Origin of the sequence: Microcystis aeruginosa NIES-843, assembly GCF_000010625.1 — a bacterium.
Lineage (GTDB): Bacteria > Cyanobacteriota > Cyanobacteriia > Cyanobacteriales > Microcystaceae > Microcystis > Microcystis aeruginosa.
Window position 1 is genome coordinate 1,033,806 of the sequence record NC_010296.1, and the last position, 23,802, is coordinate 1,057,607.

General features: G+C 42.9%; 26 protein-coding genes and 3 pseudogenes. 19 read left to right on the forward strand and 10 right to left on the reverse strand.

The genetic code is table 11. The features are described from left to right. Positions 1–372: 372 nt before the first annotated feature. The 7 genes from remA (at position 373) to MAE_RS05255 (ending at position 5,528) form a co-directional block, all read left to right on the forward strand. Positions 373–642, forward strand: coding sequence for an extracellular matrix/biofilm regulator RemA (remA, locus tag MAE_RS05225; RefSeq protein WP_002737924.1), 270 nt, complete (start codon positions 373–375; stop codon positions 640–642). 12 nt (positions 643–654) lie between these two features. Continuing rightward, positions 655–1,209, forward strand: a complete 555-nt coding sequence (gene gmk / locus MAE_RS05230) for a guanylate kinase (protein WP_004163380.1) — start codon at positions 655–657, stop codon at positions 1,207–1,209. Positions 1,210–1,515: 306 nt separating this feature from the next. Then, positions 1,516–2,802, forward strand: coding sequence for an RNA-guided endonuclease InsQ/TnpB family protein (locus MAE_RS05235; protein ID WP_012264645.1), 1,287 nt, complete (start codon positions 1,516–1,518; stop codon positions 2,800–2,802). A gap of 18 nt (positions 2,803–2,820) precedes the next feature. After that, complete coding sequence (gene clpP / locus MAE_RS05240; RefSeq protein ID WP_223210720.1) at positions 2,821–3,462, forward strand: ATP-dependent Clp endopeptidase proteolytic subunit ClpP; 642 nt, start codon at positions 2,821–2,823, stop codon at positions 3,460–3,462. Positions 3,463–3,673: 211 nt separating this feature from the next. Beyond that, positions 3,674–4,135: a hypothetical protein gene (locus MAE_RS05245; RefSeq protein ID WP_004163378.1), complete on the forward strand. Its 462-nt coding sequence runs from the start codon at positions 3,674–3,676 to the stop codon at positions 4,133–4,135. Between the two features lie 80 nt (positions 4,136–4,215). Further along, a complete protein-coding gene (gene tgt / locus MAE_RS05250) occupies positions 4,216–5,340 on the forward strand; it encodes a tRNA guanosine(34) transglycosylase Tgt (protein ID WP_004163377.1) in 1,125 nt (374 codons plus the stop codon). A 50-nt stretch (positions 5,341–5,390) separates the two neighbouring features. Continuing rightward, positions 5,391–5,528: a photosystem II reaction center protein K gene (locus MAE_RS05255; RefSeq protein ID WP_008206475.1), complete on the forward strand. Its 138-nt coding sequence runs from the start codon at positions 5,391–5,393 to the stop codon at positions 5,526–5,528. A gap of 139 nt (positions 5,529–5,667) precedes the next feature. On the opposite strand, the pseudogene MAE_RS05260 reads toward MAE_RS05255, so the two are convergent. Next, positions 5,668–6,192: pseudogene (locus tag MAE_RS05260) on the reverse strand (pentapeptide repeat-containing protein); the annotation flags it as partial. Positions 6,193–6,269: 77 nt separating this feature from the next. Here MAE_RS05260 and MAE_RS05265 point away from each other — a divergent pair. Further along, positions 6,270–7,538, forward strand: coding sequence for an IS701-like element ISMae34 family transposase (locus MAE_RS05265; RefSeq protein WP_012264345.1), 1,269 nt, complete (start codon positions 6,270–6,272; stop codon positions 7,536–7,538). A gap of 18 nt (positions 7,539–7,556) precedes the next feature. On the opposite strand, the pseudogene MAE_RS05270 reads toward MAE_RS05265, so the two are convergent. The 3 genes and pseudogenes from MAE_RS05270 to MAE_RS05280 all read right to left on the reverse strand — a co-directional run. Then, positions 7,557–7,697: pseudogene (locus MAE_RS05270) on the reverse strand (pentapeptide repeat-containing protein); the annotation flags it as partial. 54 nt (positions 7,698–7,751) lie between these two features. Next, positions 7,752–8,114, reverse strand: coding sequence for an ArsR/SmtB family transcription factor (locus tag MAE_RS05275; RefSeq protein ID WP_002758508.1), 363 nt, complete (start codon positions 8,112–8,114; stop codon positions 7,752–7,754). Positions 8,115–8,310: 196 nt separating this feature from the next. Beyond that, positions 8,311–9,321 (reverse strand): DUF6398 domain-containing protein, encoded by a 1,011-nt coding sequence (locus MAE_RS05280; protein ID WP_012264647.1) that lies wholly within the window; start codon positions 9,319–9,321, stop codon positions 8,311–8,313. Between the two features lie 135 nt (positions 9,322–9,456). On the opposite strand from MAE_RS05280, the gene gatA reads away from it, so the two are divergent. Next, entirely contained in the window at positions 9,457–10,908 is a 1,452-nt protein-coding gene (gene gatA / locus MAE_RS05285) for an Asp-tRNA(Asn)/Glu-tRNA(Gln) amidotransferase subunit GatA (protein ID WP_004163372.1), read from the forward strand. 301 nt (positions 10,909–11,209) lie between these two features. Here gatA and MAE_RS05290 read toward each other — a convergent pair whose 3' ends face one another. From MAE_RS05290 to MAE_RS05300, 3 genes are all read right to left on the reverse strand, one after another. Next, positions 11,210–11,596 carry a type II toxin-antitoxin system death-on-curing family toxin gene (locus MAE_RS05290; protein WP_004163371.1) on the reverse strand — a complete coding sequence of 129 codons (387 nt, stop codon included), beginning with the start codon at positions 11,594–11,596 and terminating at the stop codon, positions 11,210–11,212. After that, complete coding sequence (locus tag MAE_RS05295; protein ID WP_002739031.1) at positions 11,593–11,790, reverse strand: hypothetical protein; 198 nt, start codon at positions 11,788–11,790, stop codon at positions 11,593–11,595. Before MAE_RS05295 ends, MAE_RS05290 begins: the two co-directional genes overlap by 4 nt. Before the next feature lie 366 nt (positions 11,791–12,156). Further along, positions 12,157–13,155, reverse strand: coding sequence for a hypothetical protein (locus tag MAE_RS05300; protein ID WP_012264649.1), 999 nt, complete (start codon positions 13,153–13,155; stop codon positions 12,157–12,159). 174 nt (positions 13,156–13,329) lie between these two features. Between MAE_RS05300 and MAE_RS36335 the strand changes: the two genes are divergently transcribed. From MAE_RS36335 to MAE_RS05325, 6 genes and pseudogenes are all read left to right on the forward strand, one after another. Next, entirely contained in the window at positions 13,330–13,734 is a 405-nt protein-coding gene (locus MAE_RS36335; protein WP_422730594.1) for a DUF2887 domain-containing protein, read from the forward strand. A gap of 9 nt (positions 13,735–13,743) precedes the next feature. Next, the gene (locus MAE_RS36340) at positions 13,744–13,950 is read left to right on the forward strand and encodes a hypothetical protein (protein WP_002758504.1); all 207 of its coding nucleotides are present in this window, start codon (positions 13,744–13,746) and stop codon (positions 13,948–13,950) included. Between the two features lie 269 nt (positions 13,951–14,219). Continuing rightward, a pseudogene (locus MAE_RS36345) lies at positions 14,220–14,330 on the forward strand (DUF2887 domain-containing protein); the annotation flags it as partial. 9 nt (positions 14,331–14,339) lie between these two features. Continuing rightward, complete coding sequence (locus MAE_RS36350) at positions 14,340–14,546, forward strand: hypothetical protein (RefSeq protein WP_002758504.1); 207 nt, start codon at positions 14,340–14,342, stop codon at positions 14,544–14,546. An 852-nt stretch (positions 14,547–15,398) separates the two neighbouring features. Next, a complete protein-coding gene (locus MAE_RS05320) occupies positions 15,399–15,731 on the forward strand; it encodes a DUF4164 family protein (protein ID WP_012264653.1) in 333 nt (110 codons plus the stop codon). Between the two features lie 103 nt (positions 15,732–15,834). Continuing rightward, complete coding sequence (locus MAE_RS05325) at positions 15,835–17,187, forward strand: TIGR03279 family radical SAM protein (RefSeq protein ID WP_012264654.1); 1,353 nt, start codon at positions 15,835–15,837, stop codon at positions 17,185–17,187. A gap of 235 nt (positions 17,188–17,422) precedes the next feature. Here the strand turns inward: MAE_RS05325 and MAE_RS05330 are convergent, their stop codons facing one another. Next, positions 17,423–18,217 carry an MlaE family lipid ABC transporter permease subunit gene (locus tag MAE_RS05330; RefSeq protein ID WP_012264655.1) on the reverse strand — a complete coding sequence of 265 codons (795 nt, stop codon included), beginning with the start codon at positions 18,215–18,217 and terminating at the stop codon, positions 17,423–17,425. 186 nt (positions 18,218–18,403) lie between these two features. On the opposite strand from MAE_RS05330, the gene MAE_RS05335 reads away from it, so the two are divergent. After that, entirely contained in the window at positions 18,404–19,588 is a 1,185-nt protein-coding gene (locus MAE_RS05335; protein WP_012264656.1) for a class I SAM-dependent rRNA methyltransferase, read from the forward strand. Here MAE_RS05335 and MAE_RS05340 read toward each other — a convergent pair. Then, positions 19,555–19,965 carry a VOC family protein gene (locus MAE_RS05340; RefSeq protein WP_012264657.1) on the reverse strand — a complete coding sequence of 137 codons (411 nt, stop codon included), beginning with the start codon at positions 19,963–19,965 and terminating at the stop codon, positions 19,555–19,557. The genes MAE_RS05335 and MAE_RS05340 overlap by 34 nt on opposite strands. Positions 19,966–20,399: 434 nt before the next feature. Between MAE_RS05340 and MAE_RS05345 the strand changes: the two genes are divergently transcribed. Both MAE_RS05345 and MAE_RS33960 read left to right on the forward strand, forming a co-directional pair. Next, entirely contained in the window at positions 20,400–21,209 is an 810-nt protein-coding gene (locus tag MAE_RS05345; protein WP_012264659.1) for an SDR family NAD(P)-dependent oxidoreductase, read from the forward strand. 43 nt (positions 21,210–21,252) lie between these two features. Further along, positions 21,253–21,390: a hypothetical protein gene (locus MAE_RS33960; protein WP_002732996.1), complete on the forward strand. Its 138-nt coding sequence runs from the start codon at positions 21,253–21,255 to the stop codon at positions 21,388–21,390. A gap of 99 nt (positions 21,391–21,489) precedes the next feature. On the opposite strand, the gene MAE_RS05350 is transcribed toward MAE_RS33960, so the two are convergent. Continuing rightward, the gene (locus MAE_RS05350) at positions 21,490–22,356 is read right to left on the reverse strand and encodes a 6-pyruvoyl trahydropterin synthase family protein (protein ID WP_041803839.1); all 867 of its coding nucleotides are present in this window, start codon (positions 22,354–22,356) and stop codon (positions 21,490–21,492) included. A gap of 384 nt (positions 22,357–22,740) precedes the next feature. Here MAE_RS05350 and MAE_RS05355 point away from each other — a divergent pair, with 384 nt between their 5' ends. Next, the gene (locus MAE_RS05355) at positions 22,741–23,775 is read left to right on the forward strand and encodes a hypothetical protein (RefSeq protein WP_012264662.1); all 1,035 of its coding nucleotides are present in this window, start codon (positions 22,741–22,743) and stop codon (positions 23,773–23,775) included. Positions 23,776–23,802 lie beyond the last annotated feature (27 nt).

Consider the following 23,802-nt stretch of genomic DNA (forward strand, 5'->3'; position numbering starts at 1 on the left):
ATCAGTTATCAGTGATCAGTGATCAGTGATCAGTTGTGAGTTTTCAGTTCACTGATTACTGTTTACTGTTTACTGATCACTGAAAAAAGCTCCCATCACCCTAAACCCCATCTCCCCACACCCCACACCCTACACCCCACACCCTACACCCCATTCCCCCAAAATTCCCTAATTTTCCCGACTTTTGCCTTTTTATTCCCTAAGATAGAGACTCGTGTAAACAAATTTAATTAAAATCGCAAAAAACCTGAAAAAATACTAAAATGTGATTAAGAATGTTATTTTTAGCGTTGTAAGGCTAAATCTTTCTCGATAACATTGTAATCATACCTCCACACTCTTTTGTACAAAGGACTGCACCTTTGTTAACTTATGGATATACAACTGATCAACATCGGCTTCGGTAATATTGTTTCCGCTAATCGGGTTATCGCCATCGTTAGCCCAGAATCTGCTCCTATCAAACGCATCATCAGTGATGCTCGGGATAAAGGCTGTTTAATCGATGCTACCTACGGAAGACGGACTCGTGCGGTGATCATCACCGATTCTAGTCATGTAGTGCTGTCGGCCATTCAACCGGAAACCGTGGCTCACCGTTTCGTGGTCAACAAGGAAGCGCCTGTTAATAGTAGCAACTAAGTCATTAACCCCATGCAACCCGGTCAATTAATTGTCATTACCGGCCCTAGCGGTGTGGGCAAGGGTACGCTAGTCCGGCATTTACTAACTCGTTTCCCTAACCTCTACCTGTCCGTATCCGCCACTACGCGCCCACCTCGACCGGGTGAAATTGAGGGGGAAGATTACTACTTTCTCGACCGTCCCAGTTTCGAGGAGAAAATGGCAGCCGGAGAATTTCTAGAATCGGCCGAATACGCGGGCAACTACTATGGGACACCCCAATCAGCGATCGCCGCTCAATTAGCAACAGGCCAGACCGTAATTCTAGAAATCGAATTGGAGGGAGCCAGACAGGTCTGTCAAAGCTTCCCCGAAGCGAGGAGAATCTTTATCCTACCCCCCAGTTTCGAGGAATTAGAACGTCGTTTGCGCGGCCGGGGCAAAGATGCCGAAACAGCGATCGCCCGCCGTCTAGAGCGCGCCCAAGAAGAATTAGCCGCCAGCGAGGAATTCCCCGATCAAATCGTCAACGATGACCTAGAAACCGCCCTAGATGCCATCGAGAAGATTATTTTTAGCCGTTAGCTGTTGGGGTTTAGGTGTTGGGGTTTTAGGGGTTTTAGGGTTTTAGGGTTTTAGTTGAAATTTCCCACTTCCCCACTTCCCCTAATCCTTATCCCCCATTCCCTAAGTTACCTAAAATATCGGATGAATACCCCCGCTACATTTTTCGATAAGATACTCACAAAAATTAGCGGGGGATGAAATCCGACCAGAATATCAATGACCCTGAGCGAAGTCGAAGGGTCAGCAACGGAGCATCGGTTTAATTCCACCATCTGTGGACAAACTGTGTTATAATCTACTTAACCAATGGTCGAGAATTGTTAGATGCTAGTCGTAGAAGCAAAGCTAAAAAACGGGACACTAGAGCAATATCACCGGCTTGATGAAGCAATTAGAACATCTCAGTTTGTGCGTAACTCTTGTGTTCGTTATTGGATGGATCATAAGGGTACAACCCGCAATGATCTCCAAAAACTTTGCTCGGTACTAGCTAACAATAAAGAGACCCCTTGGGTTAATAAATTAAACTCACAAGCACGTCAATCGGCTGCTGATAGAGCCTGGCAATCAATTAATCGGTTTTACCAGAATTGTCATGCCAAGATACCGGGAAAAAAGGGGTTTCCTCGGTTCAAAAAGCATAGTCGTTCCGTTGAGTATAAACTAACAGGCTACCAACTATCTGATGATAGACGTAAAATCAGATTTACTGATGGCTTTAAAGCAGGAGAATTTGATTTATGGTGTAGTCAAAAGACGTTAGTTTATTATTCAGAACAACAGATTAGACGGGTAAGAGTTGTTAGACGTGCTGACGGTTATTATTGCCAGTTTCTGATTGACGTAGAACGGCAAGAATACCATAAACCAACGGGACAAATAACAGGAATTGACTTAGGGTTAAAGGAATTTTATACCGATGCTCAAGGTAATACTGTAGAGAATCCACGTTATTTAAGAAAGTCAGAAAAACGACTTCAAAAAGCACAACGACGATTATCTAAGAAATTCCGTAAAGGAAAGAAACAGTCTAAAAACTATCATAAGCAACGGGTAAAGGTAGCCAAGCTTCATCTTAAAGTATCAAGACAACGTAAAGACAAAGCAATTAAAGACGCTTTGGCGTTAGTCCAGTCTAATGATCTGGTAGTCTATGAAGCTTTAAAGGTAAGAAACTTAGTCAAAAACCGTAAGCTTGCCAAGTCGATTTCCGATGCTTCTTGGTATCAATTCACTGAATGGTTGAATTATTTTGCTAAGATTTATCGGATTGTTTGTGTTGCTGTACCACCGCATTTCACTTCTCAAGATTGTTCAGTTTGTGGGACGAGAGTTCAAAAAACCTTAAGCACTAGAACTCATCAATGTCCTAATTGTCAAACAGTCTTAGATAGGGATCATAATGCAGCAATAAATATTCTTAAAAAAGGGTTGAAATATTTGGGAAATCATCTCAACGGTACTGTTGGGCAAACAGAAACCGACCCAAACGCCTTGGGAGAGTCCGGCCTCTGGATTTTCAGTGGAGACATTGAGAATCTAAGCTGTCTCGTTGAACAAGGAATTTCCGATAGTGATCTGGAAAGAATCCCCCGTCACAGCGTAGCTTGACGGTGGGAGTATGTCAAAATCAAAAAACTAACCGCAGCAGCAAGACAAGAAAGCGCAATGATTCCTACCGTTATTGAAACCACAGGCCGGGGCGAACGCGCCTTCGATATCTACTCCCGACTACTCCGGGAAAGAATCGTCTTTTTGGGACAAGAAGTAACCAGCGACCTAGCTAACCTAATCGTCGCCCAATTACTCTTTCTAGAAGCAGAAGACCCCGAAAAAGATATTTACTTGTATATCAACTCCCCCGGTGGTTCCGTTTCGGCCGGATTAGGGATTTTTGACACCATGAATCAAATCCGTCCCGATGTCAGCACCATTTGTATTGGTTTAGCTGCCAGTATGGGGGCTTTTCTCCTCAGTGCCGGCAAACCGGGCAAAAGAATGAGCCTACCCAACTCGCGGATCATGATTCACCAACCCCTCGGCGGCGCCCAAGGTCAGGCCACCGATATCGAAATTCAGGCCAAAGAAATTCTCTATCTCAAACAATTACTCAATGAACACCTAGCTAGTCATACGGGTAAACCTCTCGACCTCATCGCCGAGGATACGGAAAGGGATTTCTTTATGTCCGCCGAAGAAGCCCTAGACTATGGTTTAATCGATCAGGTGATCGATCGCAGTCCTTCCGCTTCTAACCCCCCCAGTAAATAGTTATGATTGGGTAGGCTCTGTCTACCCAGATTTTTGTAAATATTTAGTAAGCGGAAATTAATCATCGATCGTCGTTATTAATATTAAATAACAATGAAAAGTTCTAGCGGATTGGGTTAAGATCGAGACGTAACCCGAAGAAAATTGCAACAGGAATCGGTAGAAACCCCCCGGTGGGTTATAAAAGGAAATTTTTTTACTGGCAATCCCTATGAACTATCATCCACCCTCACAGCCCCTGCCCGCCCCCTGTATTATTGATTCTGGCGTGGTCATCGCTAAAGAAGATATGCGTCGTCTCCTCGATGATCTCGGACGAGTTCGCTACATCCATAGTCTCGAAGGAGTGATTCAGAGTGAAGGGGAGGGATGGATAGTGGAAGTTTTCGCCGATTATCAGCAAAGCACCCTAGTTGCTAACTACAGTCTTTATCTCAATACCTATAGCTTCGATTGTCTGCGTTTAACCCGCTCTCCCGACGGTGAAACCTATTTTGATCTGATCCAAGACAATCGGCAATTACGGCTAATTCCCCTGAGTAATCCACTCCAAGACCCCGATATGAAAGCCCGTCTCAATGCCGATACCCTCGAAGCCATGGTTACTCAGGTACTTTCTGCTAAGTGGGATGTGCAGTTTGAAGACGAAGACGACAACGATTGCCCCTTTTAGGCAGCGAGCAAAAATACTGGTTACTGATAACTGATAACTGGTTACTGATAACTGATAACTGATAACTGATAACTGAAACAGTGGGATTTTCCTTTGAATTAATCGCCCGGTGTCCCCAAACTGGTGCGCGGGTTGGGGTTTGGCATACTCCCCACGGACCGGTAGAAACACCCCGTTTTATGCCCGTGGGAACTTTGGCCACGGTGAAAGGTTTGACCCCCGCTCAAATCGCCAGCACGGGGGCGCAAATGATTCTCGCTAATACCTATCACCTGCATCTGCAGCCTGGAGAAAGTATTATCGAGAAAGCGGGAGGTTTACACGAGTTTATGGCGTGGAATCAGCCAATATTAACAGATTCTGGTGGATTTCAGGTATTTAGCCTCAGTCAACTGCGGCAAATTAAAGAATCGGGAGTCACCTTTCGATCGCCCCGGGACGGTAGAATAATCGAAATTACGCCAGAAAAATCGATTCAGATTCAAAATGCCCTCGGTGCTGATGTGATTATGGCCTTCGATGAATGTCCCCCCACGGGAGTCAGTCATGAGACCATGAAAGCATCCATAGAACGCACCTATCGCTGGTTAGAGCGCTGTCTGAGGGCCCATCAACGACCCCAACAACAGGCTTTATTCGCCATAGTGCAGGGGGGAATCTATGAGGATTTACGGGCAGCGGCGGCGGAATCTTTAGTAAAACTCGATTTACCCGGTTATGCTATCGGTGGCGTGAGTGTGGGGGAAGAAACGAGCCTAATTCATCGCATTGTCCAGATAACTGCCCCTTTACTCCCCGAAAATAAACCCCGTTACCTGATGGGAGTGGGAACCTATCGAGAAATGGCCAAGGCGATCGCTAGTGGCATAGATCTGTTTGATTGCGTCATTCCCACCCGTTTTGGTCGCCATGGCACGGCTTTGGTGCGGGGAGAGCGTTGGAACCTCAAAAATGCCCGTTTTAAGGAGGATTTCGCCCCTTTAGACGAGACTTGTCCCTGTTACACCTGTCAACACTTTAGCCGTGCCTATCTAAATCATTTAATTAAATCGGGGGAGATGTTGGGTTATATTCTCTTATCTCTGCACAATATCGCCGAATTAATCAGATTTACCCGTGAAATTCGTCAATCTATCCTAGGGGGGACTTTTGCCCAAGATTTTGCCCCTTGGCTTGAGGATGCCTTAGATGTTACCCCAACGTGATAAAATTTCAGGAAACGTTTGAAAATTTTCTTGTCAAGGTAGATAGAGAGATGGAAACTGCACTTTTGTTGGCCAAATTGCCGGAAGCATACCAAATTTTCGACCCCTTAGTCGATGTCTTGCCCCTGATTCCCCTATTTTTCCTCTTGCTGGCCTTTGTTTGGCAAGCATCCGTCGGTTTTAAATAAATCGACCCTCAATTATCAGTTATCAGTGAGCAGTTATCAGTTATCAGTTATCGGATTTGAGTTTTAAGTGAAATGACATCTTTTCAATTATCACTGATCACTGTTTACTGATCACTGTTTATTGAAAAAGCTTCCCAGATTAAAACAAAGTCCAGGTTAAATCAGCATCAGTCAAGTCCACATCTTCTAAAATTGCCCCGCGCAAATCGGCATAACTGAGATCCGCACCCCTGAAACTGGCCCCGGTGAGATCGGTAATAAATCCGTCTCTTTCGGGACTAGCACGAAAATTAACCAGGCAAAGTCGGCAATCAGCGAAATTAGCTCGATATAACAGGGAGCCACTCAGATTGGCATAGTTGAGATCGGCTCCGCAAAAGTTAGTTTTGCCTAAGTCCGTGCGTTGGTCGGAAGTGGAGCGAAAATCCGTATCGATTAATACGGCCTGCTGGAGATTAGCACTGTTGAGATTAACACCGTTTAAGACTGCTTTGGTTAAATAAGTGGCTTCTAAATTGGCTTCGATGAGATTAGCCCCGCTTAAGTCCGCATCTCGTAAACAAGCTCGATAAAAGTCCACTTGACTTAAATCTGCTCCCCAGAGAATCGCCTCACTTAAATCCGCTTCTCTCAACAGCGATCGCGCAAGGCGTATTTTTCCTAATGGGACTTAAACGCCAAATAAAGATCAAATCGAGTATAATCGTTAAAGAGTAAGCACTTTACGTTGAAAGATCAGCGATGAAAGAGACAACCCCAGCCGCGATGCCCCCATGCTTTGACCGATGGTGTCGGCGGTTTGACAATTGCTTCAAAAACGAAGCGCAAAAAAACGGCTTCAGACAATATTTAGGAGGATTATTAGGGGAAAGTGAGAGGAAAAACCTCACTCAAATGGCCAATAATGCCGTCGGAGTAGTTTATAACCGATTACATCACTTTTTGACCGAATCTCCCTGGTCAGACCGTCAGGTGAATGAATGTCGGTTGCAAGTGATGAACCAATGCCGCCAGACGCAAATCCCCCGAGGATTTTCCCTGATTGTCGATGACTCAGGACATCGAAAAAGTGGCAATCTGACCGCCGGAGTTGGCAGGCAGTACCTAGGAGAAATTGGCAAGACAGACAACGGAATAGTCGCCGTCACTACCCATCTCTACGACGGCAAAAAAAGTGTCCCCCTAGACATTGAAATTTATCAACCGGCTAGTTCCTTAGCCGAGGGGAAAGAAGACAAAGAATTTAAGAAGAAACCAGAGATAGCGATAGATTTAATTGACCGGAGCTTAACCAGAGGCTATCGACCGAAAATCGTCTTAATAGATGCTGGTTATGGCAACAACACAAATTTTCTCAAAGCCCTGGAAGAAAGAAAGCTAAAATACTTAGGAGGATTGGCAAAAAATCGAAAAGTAATTATTGAAAAAGAAGGGGGTGTGGAAGAAACAATCCAGCTTGAGCAACTAGCAAAAAGCCTATCAGAAAAGGATTGGGAGAAAATCACCCTAAATCTAGATAAAGAAAAAACGGTTTGGGTAGCGGTATTCAGAGCGAAAATATCTCAACTAGAAGGAGAAAGGAACTTGGCGATCGTCATGAATGCAAGTTCAATGGAAAAAGCCACAGAGGTGGACTATTTCATCACCAATGTAGTTGAGGCAGATACAGTAACAGCTTCGTGGATAGTGAGGACTTACACCGAAAGAAATTGGGTGGAAGTATTCTACCGAGAAGCCAAAGGATGGTTAGGGTTAAGGGAATATCAAGTCAGGGATAAACGAAGCTTACTTCGTCATTTTATCCTGGTGTTTTGTGCCTATACATTTATCCTGTGGCATAAGTTAACTGGGGGATTGCAAAGGCAGTGGGCGAATCGACCTTTAAACACTTTTGTGGAAGCCTTGGAAGCTTTTCGGACAGCGATGTCTTTCCGTTTCTTTGAGTGGCTGACCGAGAATCGGGATGTGTTTGCCGCTTACAAAGCCAGTTTAGGCTTTGTTTGGGCTTGAAATTTGTTTAAGTCCCACTAACCGCGCCTGTCGCAGATCGGCACGGCAAAAATTGACTCCTGGGAGGGCAATATTAGTTAAGTCGCTTTCCCGCAAATTAATACCCCGAAAATCTCTTTCTCCCTCCCGATAGCGTTGACAAAGTTCTTCTAGGAGCATGGAAATTTTTTTCTATATCATAATTGAGGCAAAATGTCAAGGGTTTGGTAATTTTTATTTAGGGAGATGGAAAGTTGGCAGACTCTCGAATTCTCGGGCCCGTTGACGCATTTGCTGACTAATGCGATCGCAAACCACCTTACAGAGATCATAGATCACGGGGTCGGTAATTTGATAGTAAACGCTGACTCCTTGGGGTTGCCGCGAGATAATTCCCGCTTGGGTTAAAGCTTTCAGGTGTTTGGAGAGATTGGCCTGACCTAGTCCGGTAGCTTCGGCGATTTCTTTACCATTCATCGCGCCTAATTGCAAGCAACTGAGAATCTGTAGGCGACTGACTTCCGACAGGACTTTGAAATAGTCCGCCACCGAAGCGAGGACGACGCTAGAGGTTTGGGGGGAGAAACTGTCCAACATAGGTAGGTAATAAAGTGACCAGTTAAAAAGGCTGACAATAGGTTATCGTTTAAAACTTTATAACTATTGACTACTATAGTTTAACTGGAGAGGTAACTAGAGTCTAGTCTGCAAGCTCGATCGAGATTGGGTCATTCAGGAATCTACTGCTGCAAGAGTGCCTCCTAGCTCCACCAACAGACTTTTTCAGCAAACCCTAACTATAACCGAGCATGGTACTGATTAACTGCCGGACCGTAGTGCTAGGATGGTTCTCCAAATTGCTTGGTAAAGCCCATTCTGAGTCAAGATAGGACATCTTCAGTAAATCTCTCACTTGTTTTGATTTAGCTTGTCCTGTACTTTGAGCAACCCCAAAAGCCTGATAAAGTTCTGTGGCCGAAATGTGGGGATTTTGAGTAGGATCGAAGAGAAAATTGACCATTCCTAGGGCGTGAGTAATGCCAGCAGCCCAGGAATTAGCCTTACCTTTTTCTAGGGGAGAGGGACGCTTACGAGCTAAAGTTGCAGTTAATTGGCGAATAAGTTGGGCGTATTCTTCATTAAGATATTGAGCGGCAAATTTATCGGTAATAGCGGTAATTTCTTGATATTTGACCTGCATTGCCTTGGGAACATTTTCCGATTTAGAAACAGCTGGAAGCGTTTTTTTCGATGTTGCTGCCGCTTGCTGTTTAGCACGTTGTTCAGCATTATATTTTTCTTGAAAAGCTGTTAAACCCTCCTGACTGGTGATATCAAAACCCTGCTGATGCGCTTGTAACAGGAGATTTTTCATAAAACCGGCACTGTTGGTATCGTTCATCAGTTGACCAAAGCGATCTCCTAATTGCTCTAAATATTTAATAATAGCCTTAGCCTGAGTTAATTTATATTCTCGTCCCAAAAATTGCCAAAAACTAATTAATTCAGGGATAGCATCTTCGGTTTCCGTCGGATCGAGTATAGTAATTTTGCGTGGTAAAATCTTCTCCATTAAGATTTGCACATCTGCCTTAGTCATGGTAGCAAGGGTATAACCTTCATAGAGATAGCCCAACTCAATCAAGGTAGCAATCCAACCACCACCTTCTTCTTTTTCTTGATAATAGGCCTCTCCCTCTGGCGAATTGATATATTCTTCGATCGCTCCAGTAATATAATCTTCTAATAAGGGTTCGGCTTCATCGTAGTCTAAATTATCTAATTGTCGGATATTAAAAGTCATAACTCTAGTTTTCCTCCGAGGCTTTCCTTTAATTTTAGGGGATTAGCTGACCGACGACCAAACTGACGCTAAAATAGTCTTTGCTGTCCGGGGTTGTTGCTTGCTCCTGACGGTGGTTGTAACCGGTAACTGAACATGACTTCGATTCGTCAACTGCATCAACAACTCGTTAATAAAGAAAAAACAGCCGTCGAAATCGCTACAGAATTTCTCGCTCGTATTCAAGCGCTCGAACCACAAGTAAAAAGCTTTCTCCATTTAACCCCGGATTTAGCCCTCGCACAAGCCCAAAAAGTGGACGAGAAAATCGCCAGGGGTGAATCGCTGCATCTGTTAGCAGGTATTCCCATCGCATTAAAAGATAATCTCTGCACCAAGGGTATCCCCACCACCTGCGCTTCCCGGATTTTAGAGAATTTTGTCCCCCCCTACGAGTCCACCGTTACCCAAAAATTACGGGATTTAGGAGCAGTTATCGTCGGTAAAACCAATTTAGACGAGTTTGCTATGGGTAGTTCCACAGAAAACTCCGGTTATCACGTTACTGCTAATCCCTGGGACTTATCCCGGGTGCCGGGAGGCTCTTCGGGGGGGTCGGCTGCGGCTGTGGCCGCTCAAGAATGTGTGGTCGCCCTAGGATCGGATACCGGTGGCTCAATTCGTCAACCGGCTTCATTTTGTGGCGTTGTCGGGCTAAAACCGACCTATGGCTTGGTTTCTCGCTTTGGTTTGGTGGCTTACGCTTCTTCTCTCGATCAGATCGGTCCCTTTGGTCGTACCGTAGAAGATGCGGCGATTTTATTACAAGCGATCGCAGGTTACGATCCCCAAGATTCCACCAGTCTCAATCTGCCGATTCCCGACTATAGCCAATTCCTGAAAACCAGTTTAAAAGGGTTAAAAATTGGCGTAATTAAGGAAACTTTCGGGGAAGGTTTGGATCAGGTCGTTGCTGAGGCAGTTAATCAAGCTTTAGCGCAGTTAAAGGCCCTCGGTGCCACAATTAAAGAGATTTCCTGTCCCCGTTTCCGTTACGGATTGCCCACCTACTACATTATCGCCCCCTCGGAGGCATCAGCGAATTTAGCCCGTTACGATGGGGTTAAATACGGTATTCGGGAAGATGCCGATAGTTTGATTGATATGTACACCAAGACTCGCGCCAAGGGTTTTGGTGCGGAAGTTAAGCGCCGGATTATGTTGGGAACCTATACCCTCTCGGCGGGTTATTATGATGCTTATTACCTGAAAGCACAAAAGGTAAGGACTTTGATCAAAGAGGATTTCGATCGAGCTTTTCAATCGGTAGATGTGTTAGTTTCTCCCACTTCACCGACCACAGCTTTTAAAGCCGGGGAAAAAACGGCGGATCCTCTGAGTATGTATTTATCAGATTTAATGACTATTCCCGTCAATTTAGCCGGTTTACCCGGGTTAAGTCTTCCCTGCGGTTTTGATGGGCAAGGTTTGCCAATTGGTTTACAATTAGTCGGTAATGTGCTGCGCGAAGATCAATTATTTCACGTCGCCCACGCCTACGAACAGGCCACCGATTGGCACAAACGTCAACCATCTTTTACAAATTGATACAATTGCTGGTGGCTATCTTTTGCTGGTAAGTAGTCGTGCAAAATTAATTTCCTAGTGAAGATAGGCAAGAGGCACTCTTGCAAGAGGCAAGAGGTGTTTAGATATGTGTAATTAATTTTGCTTAGGTACTTAGCCATCAAGTAAAAATCAGCAACACTGAAAATGTCTCAAGTCTTCTCTTAATTGGGGACAATTTGCCAAAAAAGCGTTTACCTCATCATCCCATTCTAAGTTGAGCGGCAGCCGCCAAACTTTGGCTTTTATAAATCACTTTGGTAAGGTCGAATCCAACACGGTGTTAGCTTGCTCCAACGTTTTGCCGTAACCAATTGGTAAAGGCAACACGTTCTAATTCACCAGAGGCTAAAGCTAAAATGACTCGTTCTTGCTCATCTACAAAAGCATTAATCTCCAGTCCATTCAACACCAGAAATGTTTCCATTGCCCCATGACCAGTGCGCTTGTTGCCATCAAGAAATGGGTGATTCATCACAATTGAAAATCCCAAAGCTGAAGCTTTATCAACAATTGTCGGATAAAGATCCTGCCCGCCAAATGTCATGCGTGGTTGAGCAATAGCAGACTCTAAAGAACCTAGGTCACGAATACCCATAGCTCCTTGGGACTGTTGAATAATTTGATGATGTAAATCGAGGACTTCCACTAATGTTAGATAGCGTATCATGCTAAACGACGATAAAGTTCAGCGTTTTTCTTGAGTACATAGCTTGATGCTTGAGTAAATTCGTTTTTAGGACCAACCAACCAATCTTCTATGCTGGCACTGAGTAAGTCTTCAGGGGAAACTTGGCTGTTCTGAGCTAACTGTTGTAATCGTCGAAACTGCTCATCTGAGATATTAACAGTAATGGAAGCCATCAAAAACCTCTCAATAGTCTAAATATTTAACATTATAACCTCCGTAAACCTAAATATGGAACCTGTTACAGTTAATTAACGCACCCCTCAAGTCTTCTCTGTGGCCCAGCAATGCTCTAAAGTTGATATAGCGTTTTTCAGTCTGCTGAGGTACAAAAGTTATGGGTTTTAGGCAAAAGGCAAGAGGCAAAAGGGAAGAAAAATAGGTGTACCTCACTAGCTTAGGAAACGCTATATTTTAATTGGGGACAATTTGCCAAAAAAGCTTTCACTTTGTCATCTCACTCTAAGGGTGAAGTTAGCTGTCTGGCAATAACGCAACTGCCAACTTGACCGGATTATCTGCTGGTAGATGTGACCCATTTTTTAGAGTTCTTCTACTTGATATCCCTGTCTCTTGGCAATTTCAAGGATTGGGTTGATGTTATCAATCCCCCACTGATTACAAACGGCAATTGTCTGACCATCTCCGGTTTGGAGTAACTGCTCCTCGTTTAAGAAGTAGCGTTTAGCCCCTCCCTTTTCCGTCGCTTTTTCTAGTAGGGCAACAACACCAAAGCTACGATGAATTTCATCAGGGAATATCTGGCGTAATTGGTCGAAAGTTGTGTCCGGATTTGTTTGGAGGTGATGAGTAACGATAGCTAGTACGAGCTGGCGCTTATTGTAAATATTTCCAAGGAACTGATATTGCGTCTTATCTTTACTAAAACTGGCAGCCGTTCTCTGAGCCGATGCTTGCTCTCTCACCTTCACTTGGTACTCTTCTGCTTCTGGCAATGGGATAATTTGTTCAATGTCAAGCAGAAGCTCTTCCCCAAGCTTATAGGGTTGTAGCCGAACACAACGGATATCCAAATCTCGATCGTTTAGCCACATTACCGTTGTGGTTAGCTCTCTAGAAAAGTTAGCCGATGCCAAAACAATTCTGACATCCTTTGGAAATTGCTCTTCTAGGGCATTACTCCAGCCCAAAAAGTTGAGGATTTCTTCCTCAGCATTTTTACCAATACAACGTTTTTCAAGATATTGCTGGTAAATTTCAACAGCTCTTTTGAAGGTCAATGTAGAAACCATCGCGGCATAGCGAAGTGCTTGAAGTTCCATGTGGGCACCAGTGTCATCTCTTTTAAGTTCAATGACTACTAAGTTCGCTTGTTTATCAATGCCGAGCAGATCAATTCTTCTAGCTCCTTCAGTCCATTCTGAAAACTCTTCAGAAATGACCAACGTATCTGGAGAGATGACTGTGATTTTATCTCTTAGAGCAGCTTGGAGGTCAGAACGCTCTTGAATTTTCTCTATGCCAAACTGTGTGTTCTGGACTTCAGTAATTTGTTTATCTTTGAAAGTATAGAGAGGCATGAGTTCCACTAGCTTTAGACAATGATTTATACATTATACAGTTAAAACTGAACCCAAGTAAGACAGCTAACGGCCATGGTCAGCGGTGGTAATCAAAAATGGCGTTGCTGAATCAAGATATGAATACTAATGAATGCACCTATCCACAAGTTAGCCTAGTTCTAGGTTTTAAAAATTGCCAAAGAAGACAATTTCCTAGAAGTACAATTGAGGTTTTATTCCCGTTTCTTCAGTGAAATCTTCCTCTATCTCCACCAAACGGACTTAAGCAACAACTGGCAGGGAGTAGTTATTTATCCTCGGCGTTCAGTGGAAAGCGTAGAGACTGCTTGTTATGGGGAGTTAATCAACTCCAGCAGGATTTTACGTTTTTATCTCGAGGAATTAAGGGAAGGGGAATCCCTGGGAATATCAATGTTACAGTTAATTGTAGCACCAACCGCCAGAGCGATCGAGCAAGGAAAACAATTAATTCCACGGATTAGAGAAGAATTCCCTAATCTCAAACAACAGCCAGAACTTTTAGAATTGATAGAGACAATTTTGGTTTATAAGTTACCCCAAGTCAGTAGAAAGTAGATAGAAGCGATGTTTAGTTTAAGTGATTTAAAACAAACTAAAGTGTATCAGGAAGCTTTAGAAGAAGGTAGAGAGGAGGGCCGACAAGAAGGTGAATTAGCAGCAAAATTAGCCTCTATTCCTCGTTTATTGGCATTAGGATTAAACTTTGAACAGATAGCACAGGCTTTAGAATTAGATATCGAACAGGTTAGACAAGCAACTCAAAGGGAATAGGAAAGGTTCAAAGCGATCGCACTAAGGTTAGATAGCGTATCATGCTAAACGACTTTTGTACTATAGCAGAGAGACTAGCTGTGTCATCATTAGACATCTCCGAAAACGTAGGGACAATTCATGAATTTTACTCCAAAAATGTAGGGACAATTCATGAATTGTCCCTACCAAGGGTTTCAGATTACGCATATTTAATTTTCGGAAATATCTATTCTCTATCATCTGGGATTATTGGCATATCTGTAATGATTTGATGGCAGGGAAAACAATTAATTCCACGGATTAGAGAAGAATTCCCTAATCTCAAACAACAGCAAGAACTTTTAGAATTGATAGAGACAATCTTGGTTTATAAGTTACCCCAAGTCAGTAGAAAGTAGATAGAAGCGATGTTTAGTTTAAGTGATTTAAAACAAACTAAAGTGTATCAGGAAGCTTTAGAAGAAGGTAGAGAGGAGGGCCGACAAGAAGGTGAATTAGCGGCAAAATTAGCCTCTATTCCTCGTTTATTGGCATTAGGATTAAACTTTGAACAGATAGCACAAGCTTTAGAATTAGATATCGAACAGGTTAGACAAGCAACTCAAAGGGAATAGGAAAGGTTCAAACTTTGACAAATTGATACAATTGCTGGTGGCTATCTTTTGCCGGTAGCCATCAAGTAAAAATCGGCAACCCCGAAAATCTCTCAAGTCTTCTGTAGCTAAAGAGAAATCAAAAGTACAAACCCAATAAGACAAAATTATTCCTAATCTGCCTTCTTCTAATTCGCTGACTGCCACTATTTGATTATCAGTATTTCTTAAAACAATTGTCCCATTTTTGTATATATCCGTAAATCCGCCAGTTGCTATACACGGACTACCGACTTGCCATTGATTATTAATTGGCATTAAGTAGGGAGGCACAATTATTTGTAGGATGGGTTAGCGGTAGCGTAACATAATCGGGCGTTGGGTTTCATGCTTCAACCCAACCTACGTTCTTGCCATTGATTATTAATTGGCATTACTTGTTTAAATATTGTCATAGATCCAGTGAGAGTATTAACTGGACTAGCTATTACTGCTTACTGCATGGCAACCAACAAAAATGTGGACAAAGCTTTAATCATATACAACTTCAAAACTAATACAAATATTCCACAACGCCTTATTGTATTTTTACTGAAAATTTTTTATAACATTTTTAAATTATGTACGTTATAACTATTAAGATTATTAAACCAATCTTAGTATTTGAGTATTAATTACTTACTTTTTTGTTGGTGCTATAATATTTTTAACTTTATTTAAATAAAAGTCATGCAAAAAATACAAGTGATTCCAAGAAAAGGTAGTTCCAATTAATCTTAATCCCTATTAGGGATTGAAACTTGGAGGCAAAAATCAGCGATACTGATATTGAGATCACGATGGTGAATCCAGAAGAGATAAAGGAGACAGAAAATGGATAACGAAACCGTCACTTATTCCCTAGAAGCAGTTCTGACAAGGATTGAGGGGAAAATTGACTCTCTGGAAAAACGGATCGATGACAGATTTGATAAGGTAGATAAGAGATTTGATAAGATAGAAGAACGGTTGACGAAAGTGGAAATAGGACAAGTCGAACTCAAAGGGGAGATTAAAGCCTTAGATGAGCGACTAACCACAGAAATTAAAGGGTTAACTGCAAGAGTCGCCTATCAGGAATTTACCAATCGGGGGATTCTCATCGCTCTGGTTGTGGCCATTTTAGGAGGGGCTGCTAAACTTTTTGGTTTTTTCCCCAATCCCTAACAGCGATCGCCCTAAAATGCTGTAGAATTAGCTTGACAAAAGTGAGACAAGGCCAAAGACTCTCTCGAAATGCAGTTAAATAATTGGATGGCGACCTAAAAATATGAGTGAATTAACTATTCGTCCAGCTAAAATTAGTGGTGTCATCCCAGATTCGATCGCCGCCGAGGTGGGTTTTGAAATCGGGGATGCGCTCCTCTCTATCAATGGTAATCGTCCCCGGGACTTAATCGATTATCAATTTTTATGTGCCGATGAATTTTTAACCCTAGAAGTGCTTGATAGTCAGGGCAAAACTCACCGGATAGAAATCGAAAAAGATTATCATGAAGACTTAGGTTTAGAGTTTGAAACTGCCCTTTTTGATGGCTTAATTCAGTGCAATAATAAATGTCCTTTTTGCTTTATCGACCAACAACCAGAGGGCAAAAGAGAAACTTTATACTATAAAGATGATGACTATCGCTTAAGTTTTCTCTATGGCAGTTATTTAACCTTAACTAATCTCACCTCAAAAGAATGGCAGCGGATCGAAAAGATGCACATATCACCGCTTTTTGTGTCCGTTCATGCCACGGAACCCGATCTGAGGATTCGTCTCTTAAAAAATCCCCGCGCTGGTCAAATTTTAGACCATTTAAAATGGCTACAAGCCAGACAATTACAAATTCATGCCCAAGTGGTAGTTTGTCCCAATATTAATGATGGAATTCATCTCGAAAGAACCCTGTTAGATCTGGTTTCTTTTCATCGGGGAGATATTCCCTGTGTGGAGTCGATTGCCGTAGTTCCCGTGGGATTAACCCGCTTTCGTCCCCAAGAAGATGAATTAATTCCCGTTAGCCAAGAAAAAGCGCGAGAAGTGATCGAACAAGTCCAAACTTTACAGAAACAATTTTGTCAAGAATTTGGCAGTAATGTGGTATGGTTAGCCGATGAATGGTTTTTAATTGCCCGAGTCGATTTACCACCTCAATCTCACTACGAAGACTATCCCCAAATCGGTAACGGGGTTGGCTCGATTCGTCAATTTCTTAGGGATTTCCAGAAGACAGCCAAGAAGTTATTACCTGCTCAAATTAATCCTTCTAGACGGTTAATATGGGTAGTGGGAAATGCGGTAGAACAAGCTTTTCAACCCCTAGTTAAACAGTTAAATAATCTGCGAGGTTTAACCGTGGAATTAGTGGCTTTAAATAGTGATTATTGGGGGCAGGAAATCACGGTTACGGGTTTATTAACCGGGCAAGATATTCTCAAAGGATTACAAGGTAAAAATCTTGGGGATGGGGTTTTATTACCCTCCCTCATGCTCAAGCATGGGGAATCGGTATTTTTAGATGATCTCACCCTAGAAACTGTTATTAATCAGTTAGGAGTCCCTATTTATCCAGTCCTGGGAGTGGAGGAATTAATTAAAACTTGTCTTACTCTCAATCCCTTGAACAAATCCTAATCTTGAGAATAGACAATTATCAGTAATCGGTGATCAGATTTGAGTTTTTAAGTAGGTGGGTGGAATTAAATATAAGATGAACGTAGGTTGGGTTGAAGCATGAAACCCAACTCCCGCATGGGTTACGCTACCGCTAACCCATCCTACAAATAATTGTGCCTCCCTACTTAGTGAGCGGTATTAAGTAGAAAATTGCCGTTTTCTTGGCACTGATCACTGATTACTGATTACTGTCTTAGCCTAGCTCCGCATTACCTGTCCCTTGAAACATCAGCCAAGAGAGGAAAAAATTAGCCACAAAAATCGCTAATAAAGAAGTTACCACAGCCGTGGTAGTAGATTGACCAACTCCTTTAGCACCGCCGGTGGTGGTTAAACCCCAACTGCAACCGATAATAGCAATTAAAACCCCAAAAATTAGGGACTTTAACATAGAACTAATTAAATCCCATGTTTCCAGAAAATTTTGGGCTGATTGTAAGAATAGGGAATAGGAAATACCGTAAAGACTATCGGAAATAAATAAACCACCGAGTAGCCCTGTGACTAAAGAGATAATAGTGAGCAGGGGTAACATTAAACTACAGGCAATCACCCGAGGAATGACCAAATAATCGATCGGATCGGTTTTTAAAATATATAAAGCGTCAATTTGTTCTGTTACTCGCATTGTACCAATTTCGGCGGCAAAAGCCGAGCCAACTCTCCCCGCCACCACCACCGCGGTTAAAACCGGGGCTAATTCTCTTGTTAAAGCCAAGGAAAGGACTCCCCCAACAAAACTACCCGCCCCAAAAAAAATAAATTCTCTGGCTACCTGAATAGTGAAAACCATACCCACAAAAGCAGCAGTAATTAGGGCAATTGTCAAGGATTCTGGCCCCACAATACTCATTTGTTCCAGAGTATTACGCCGGTGGATTTTGCCATTAAGAATATGTAAAAAAGTTTGTCCCGCTAACAAACCGGCAGCCCCCAAACGCTGAAACCATAAACTTAAACCACCGGCAGCATCACTTTTTCTTGGCATTTGTCGAGGGACTATCGCTAAAATCTAACTTATTATAGGCGAGAATTCCCTCTGATTATCCCTCGATTGTTAGGACTTGCTTTGATGCCACTCGATCGAGGGATAACAAACCATGGTTTTGTGCTGCTGGCAGGGGATAATAGAATTGTCTAGTAGTCGTCAGCTATCAACCCTGATTCTTTATCCATGCCAGATTTAGCGAAAATTATCCTGAGAAACCATAAAATTGATGCTGTTAAACGATTTCATCCTTGGATATTTTCCGGGGCGATTAAAGAGATGGAGGGAGAAGTCAAAGAGGGTGCTATCGTAGAGGTTTATAGCGATCAAGGCGAATATCTAGCCACTGGACTGTATAATCCTAGCAATATTGCCGTTAAAATTCTTTCTTTCCAAAAAGTCAGCGATATTGCTCAATTATTTCTCGAAAAATTCCAGAATGCCTATCAGCTGCGGCAACAAATCGGTTTAGTGGATAACCCGAAAACTAACTGTTATCGCTTAATTAACGCGGAAGGAGACGGTTTACCCAGTTTAATCGTCGATTGGTACAATGGCACGGCGGTTATTCAAGCTTATTCTCTAGCTTTATACCAACGTCTCGATCTGATTGTCGATTGCCTGAAAACTATCTACGCTGACAATTTACGGGCAGTTTACGATAAAAGTGCCGCAGTTTTGGCGAAAAGCGCCCATATCTCTGAGAATAAATACTTATTTGGTCAAAAAAACGGCAATGAGGTGTTAGAATTCGGTCATCGCTTTATTATTGATTGGGAAAAAGGACAAAAAACAGGATTTTTCCTCGATCAAAGGGAAAATAGAGCAATATTAGCCCAATATTGTCAGAATAAACGGGTTTTAAACACTTTTTCTTATTCTGGCGGCTTTTCCGTCTATGCTATGCAAGCGGGGGCTGCCCTAGTCCATTCCGTTGATAGTTCCCACGGTGCGATCGATCTTACCGAAAAAAATATCGCCCTGAATAATCTCGGTGAAGTTCCCCATCAATCCTACAGTGCCGATGTTTTTAACTTCCTGCGCGACTGTCAGGAGGATTACGATCTGATTGTTCTTGATCCCCCCGCTTTTGCCAAAAGTATCCAATCCCGTCATCAGGCGGTTATGGCTTATAAAAGATTAAATTACCAAGCTTTCCAGAAAATTCGCCCCCAAGGTATTATTTTCACCTTTTCCTGTTCCCAAGTGGTTAACGAAGAACATTTTCAGGGGGCTGTCATGGCGGCAGCCATTGAATCGGCTCGCCCAGTGCGAATTTTAGCACGTTTAAGCCAACCGGCAGACCATCCCACCAGTATCTATCACTCGGAAGGTTCCTACCTGAAAGGATTGGTTTTAGCGGTGGATTGATGGAAAATTAAACGATTACCATCGGGATCATAGATGTAGATTTCCGGACCGTGGGAAGCCTGGCTAATTTCTCCCCTAGCACCATAGCCGATTTCGCTCCAATGCTCGAGGGCTTTTTCGAGACTCTCCACCTCGAAACAAATGCTCATGCCACTGCCCCTAGAATCGCTAAATTCGTCTCTGTGGGACTCTTTAGGGCAAAAAAGACCTAATTTAAGGTTAATCAGCCTAAATTCCGCATAAACGTCGGCAAGGTAGGGGTTTGGTTCCTGTTGCAACAGTTGACGATAAAACTGCACCGAGCGATCAAAATTACTCGTGCCTAGGGCAATAAAAGCCTCTGTGTAATTGAATGGACTATCGGGGGGGTTATTCATTGGGGTTGGGGATTAGGAGAGGGGAGATTGCCCAAAAGATCTACTTCAGTGCGGTGAAGATGTCAAGTCCCTTGGGCTGCCAATAGTAGTCGCGTCCATTGCCAGACTTTCTATCTCCCTCGGTAGTAAGCTCTTTAAAATACCTATATCTGCAAGTCCCCTGGGGTTTCCATCCGATCGAGGATCACCCTGAGCGTTCATCCGATCGAGTGATTTTGGGGAAAAAGTGTTAAAAAAGATTGCTGTTTGTAAAGACAACTGTTACCGTGGGTTCAAGAGTGCGCTTTGAAGGAGGAAAAATCCCATGCACCCTAACCTATCCATCTATCCCTCGATTGCTTCGCTACTTATGTAGGGTATAGATGCACAAATCAAAGATTTCAGAAGCAAAACCAATAAATTCCCGTACTGTTGCTTAAAACAGGAGTTTGATCATGAAATTACAGGGAAAAACTGCCCTAGTCACGGGGGCATCCCGGGGCATTGGACGAGCGATCGCCTTAGAATTAGCCCGACAAGGTTTAAGCAGAATTGTGATTGTTGCCAGAGATCAAGAGCGATTAGAAAAACTAGCCAAAGAAATTGAGTCCCTAGGGGTCATTGCCACACCTTTAGCCCTAGATTTAACCGAAAATGACCTTGTTAGTCCTTCAATTATCCGCGTTTGGCAAGAATGCCGTGGCATTGATATCCTCGTTAACTGTGCCGGTATTGCCCATCAAACCCCCTTTCTACGCTCGCAATTTTCGCAAGTGCAAGCAGAAATATCTTTAAATCTGATGGCCCTGTACACGGTTACTCGCTTAATTGCCCGCCGGATGGCAATTCGGGGACAGGGAACGATTGTCAATGTTTCCAGCATGATGGGTAAAATTGCCGCTCCTAGCTTCGCTACCTACTCGGCCACCAAATTTGCCATTTTGGGTTTTAGTCAAGCTCTCAGGTCAGAATTACGGGAACACAACATCAAAGTTGTCACCCTCTTACCCTCTTTAACCGATACGGATATGGTGCGAGAATTGCAGTTATTTCGATGGTTAAAACCGATGAGCGCCGAAGAAGTCGCCCAAACCCTAATTACCGGGTTAAATAGGGAAAAAACGGAAATTGTCGTCGGTTGGCAAAGTCATCTAGCTCTTTGGTGTCAAAAATTGGCCCCGAAACTGCTCGAGAAAATTGTCGATTTAGCCTCTCCCTTACGCCAAAGCAAAGGAAAGCGAGGATGGCGAGAAGTGTTTAACTAGGGTTTAATTAGGGTCTGGTGAAAAAGTTTTTCCTGGGGGTAGGGTGTGGGGTGTGGGGTGTGGGGTGTGGGGTTTTACTCATTTTCATGTGGTCAATTACCTAATTTTCAGGAAAAAAGTCCAGGGATTTTCCCCCCAATCACTCCAAAGGTCGGCACTTTTTGAGGCAAAAAAAGTCTAAAAGCGTTATCCAACAAGGTTTTTAGATTTATTCAGCAAACCCTAATTAAATCCATCAGGGTGAGCCATGCTCACCCTAATCACCTTAACTAACAGGCAATTAAACGGCTGTCAGGGTTTTTTCTAGAAGTTGTCGGGGAGCTTGAACCAAACCACGACAGTGGATTTCCGCAGAATTATTGGGACTTTCAATCAGTTTAACTTTATCTAATTCGGCTCCTAATTGGCGGATCCGTTCCCCTAATAGTTGAGCGATATGTAAGGCAATATTTTCCGCGGTGGGAACCACTTCGGCAAAGTAGGGAATATCCTTATTTAAAAAAGTATGATCGAAGGGTTCTACTACCAATTCATCGATCGCTTTTTGTAAATCCCCTAGATCTACAATCATACCGGTGCGGGGATCGATTTCCCCCGCCACGGATACTTCTAGGTGATAATTATGGCCATGACCGTTTACCCTGGCGCATTTGCCGTAGATTTCCGAGTTTTGTTCGAGGGTTAATTGCGGTAAAGCCAAACGATGGGCGGCGCTAAAATGGGTTTTGACGGTTAAAGTTGCTTCCATATCTTTTCCTTGATATTCTGCCCACAATTCGGGGTGTTCAAATAGTTGAATTTTGACTAATGGTAAATAGGGTGCTAATCTTTGCCAGATAACTCTAGCGATATTTTCTGTGGTGGGTAGGGTTTGCTGAAATTCCGGCCAGACTTGATTGAGATAGGAGTAGTCTAATTGACTGGTTATCTCTCGTTTAATTACCTGTTTCACGGTGGAGAGATTCTCCACCATGCCATAAAGATTGAGTTCTTTGTGTAGGGAGACATATAATTCGTAATTGTGACCATGACCGGGAAAACGGCTACCAAGACCAAAACGTCTTTGATTTTCGGCTTCGTCCCATTCTGGTAGATAATAGCGATGGCTGGCTGAAAACCTCGCTCGACGATTGATGATGCAATCCATAAATGTGGGGATCGATGACTTTGTAAAGTTACGTTAAGAGCAACTTTTTCTAGCATAAACCAGTTTTGTCTCCTCCGGCTTGCGGACCGGAGAAAGTTATCCCTCAATTCCAGCAGAATGCGATCGCTGTGAGTCGATAGTGAGAAAATTGGCGTTGCTGAATCAAGGTATGAATGCCAACCGTGCATCGTATCCAAAAGTTAGTTTGGGTCTAGGTTTTAAAAATCCCACAAAATAAGATTCAGGTCTCAAATCAGCAAGGCCGAAAATCCCTTGACTATCAAACCCCCGATCAAGTATTCTACAAACATACTTCAGACTTCGTTGCACTTTAGATCTGAAGATCTGAATCGGCACTTTGTCAATGCGTAAGTACTATAATTTATGGTCGAGCAAATACCTCCTATTTATTTTCATCTTCCCGCTTCCGATCGACCCGACCCTTTGCCCGATCACGCCGATCAATTACGAAAGGGTCGAGGTTCATGGGCTTGGATTTTACAAACTTATTTGCGATTACGCGAATCGAACTTTCCCTGTGAATTAGTAGATACTATCCCTAAAGAAGGTATCGTAATTAGCCATAGAGTGTCGTTAGCTTATGATTTTCAACCCTATCCCAAGTTATTACTGGCTTGTGTTAAAGGAGATCGAAATCCTCAACCCTACGCTCAAATTCATATCGTCCAGAATCGACAGGAATTAACTGCTTCTCAACTTTATATACAATCAATAGCCGCAGATCAATATCTTTTACCTGGTAAGCGATACTTTTTACCCCATTGGACTCAACCGGGCTTAATTCCTCGCGATCCCCGACGGGGCGATCGGTTTGAAAATGTAGTTTATTTTGGCATTACCTACAATTTAGCTCCCCCCTTACGCAAACCGGAATGGAAACAGCAGGTAGATCATTTAGGTTTAAACTGGTGCATTCAAACTAATGATGAGTTTTGGCATGATTATCGTCAAGCAGATGCAATCGTCGCTGTTCGTTGTTTCGACTCCAAGGAGACTTATCCTTGGAAACCCGCCACTAAGCTGTATAATGCCTGGTTAGCAGGTGTTCCTGCCATTTTAGGAAATGAATCTGCTTTTCAAGCAGAGTACAAAAGTGAGCTAGATTTCTTTACTGCTAATAATGAGAATGATATTATTTATTATCTCAAACAATTGCGGGACAACAATTATTTAAGGCAGCAAATAAAGTCTCATTATCAAGAAAGGTCGAAAACCGTGACTATTAGCCATCTTGTTCAATGTTGGCATCAGTTTATCTTGAATGAATGTGTTCCCGCCTATAATCAATGGTGTTCCCTTTCTCTCTGGCAACAACAACAGTTCTTTTTGCGTCGTCGTGTCCTGTCGAAATTGAATCAACTGCAAATGAAAACCCTGAAAATCATCACTGCTCAATAGCCAATGGTTCTCGGTGATTGCGGACAG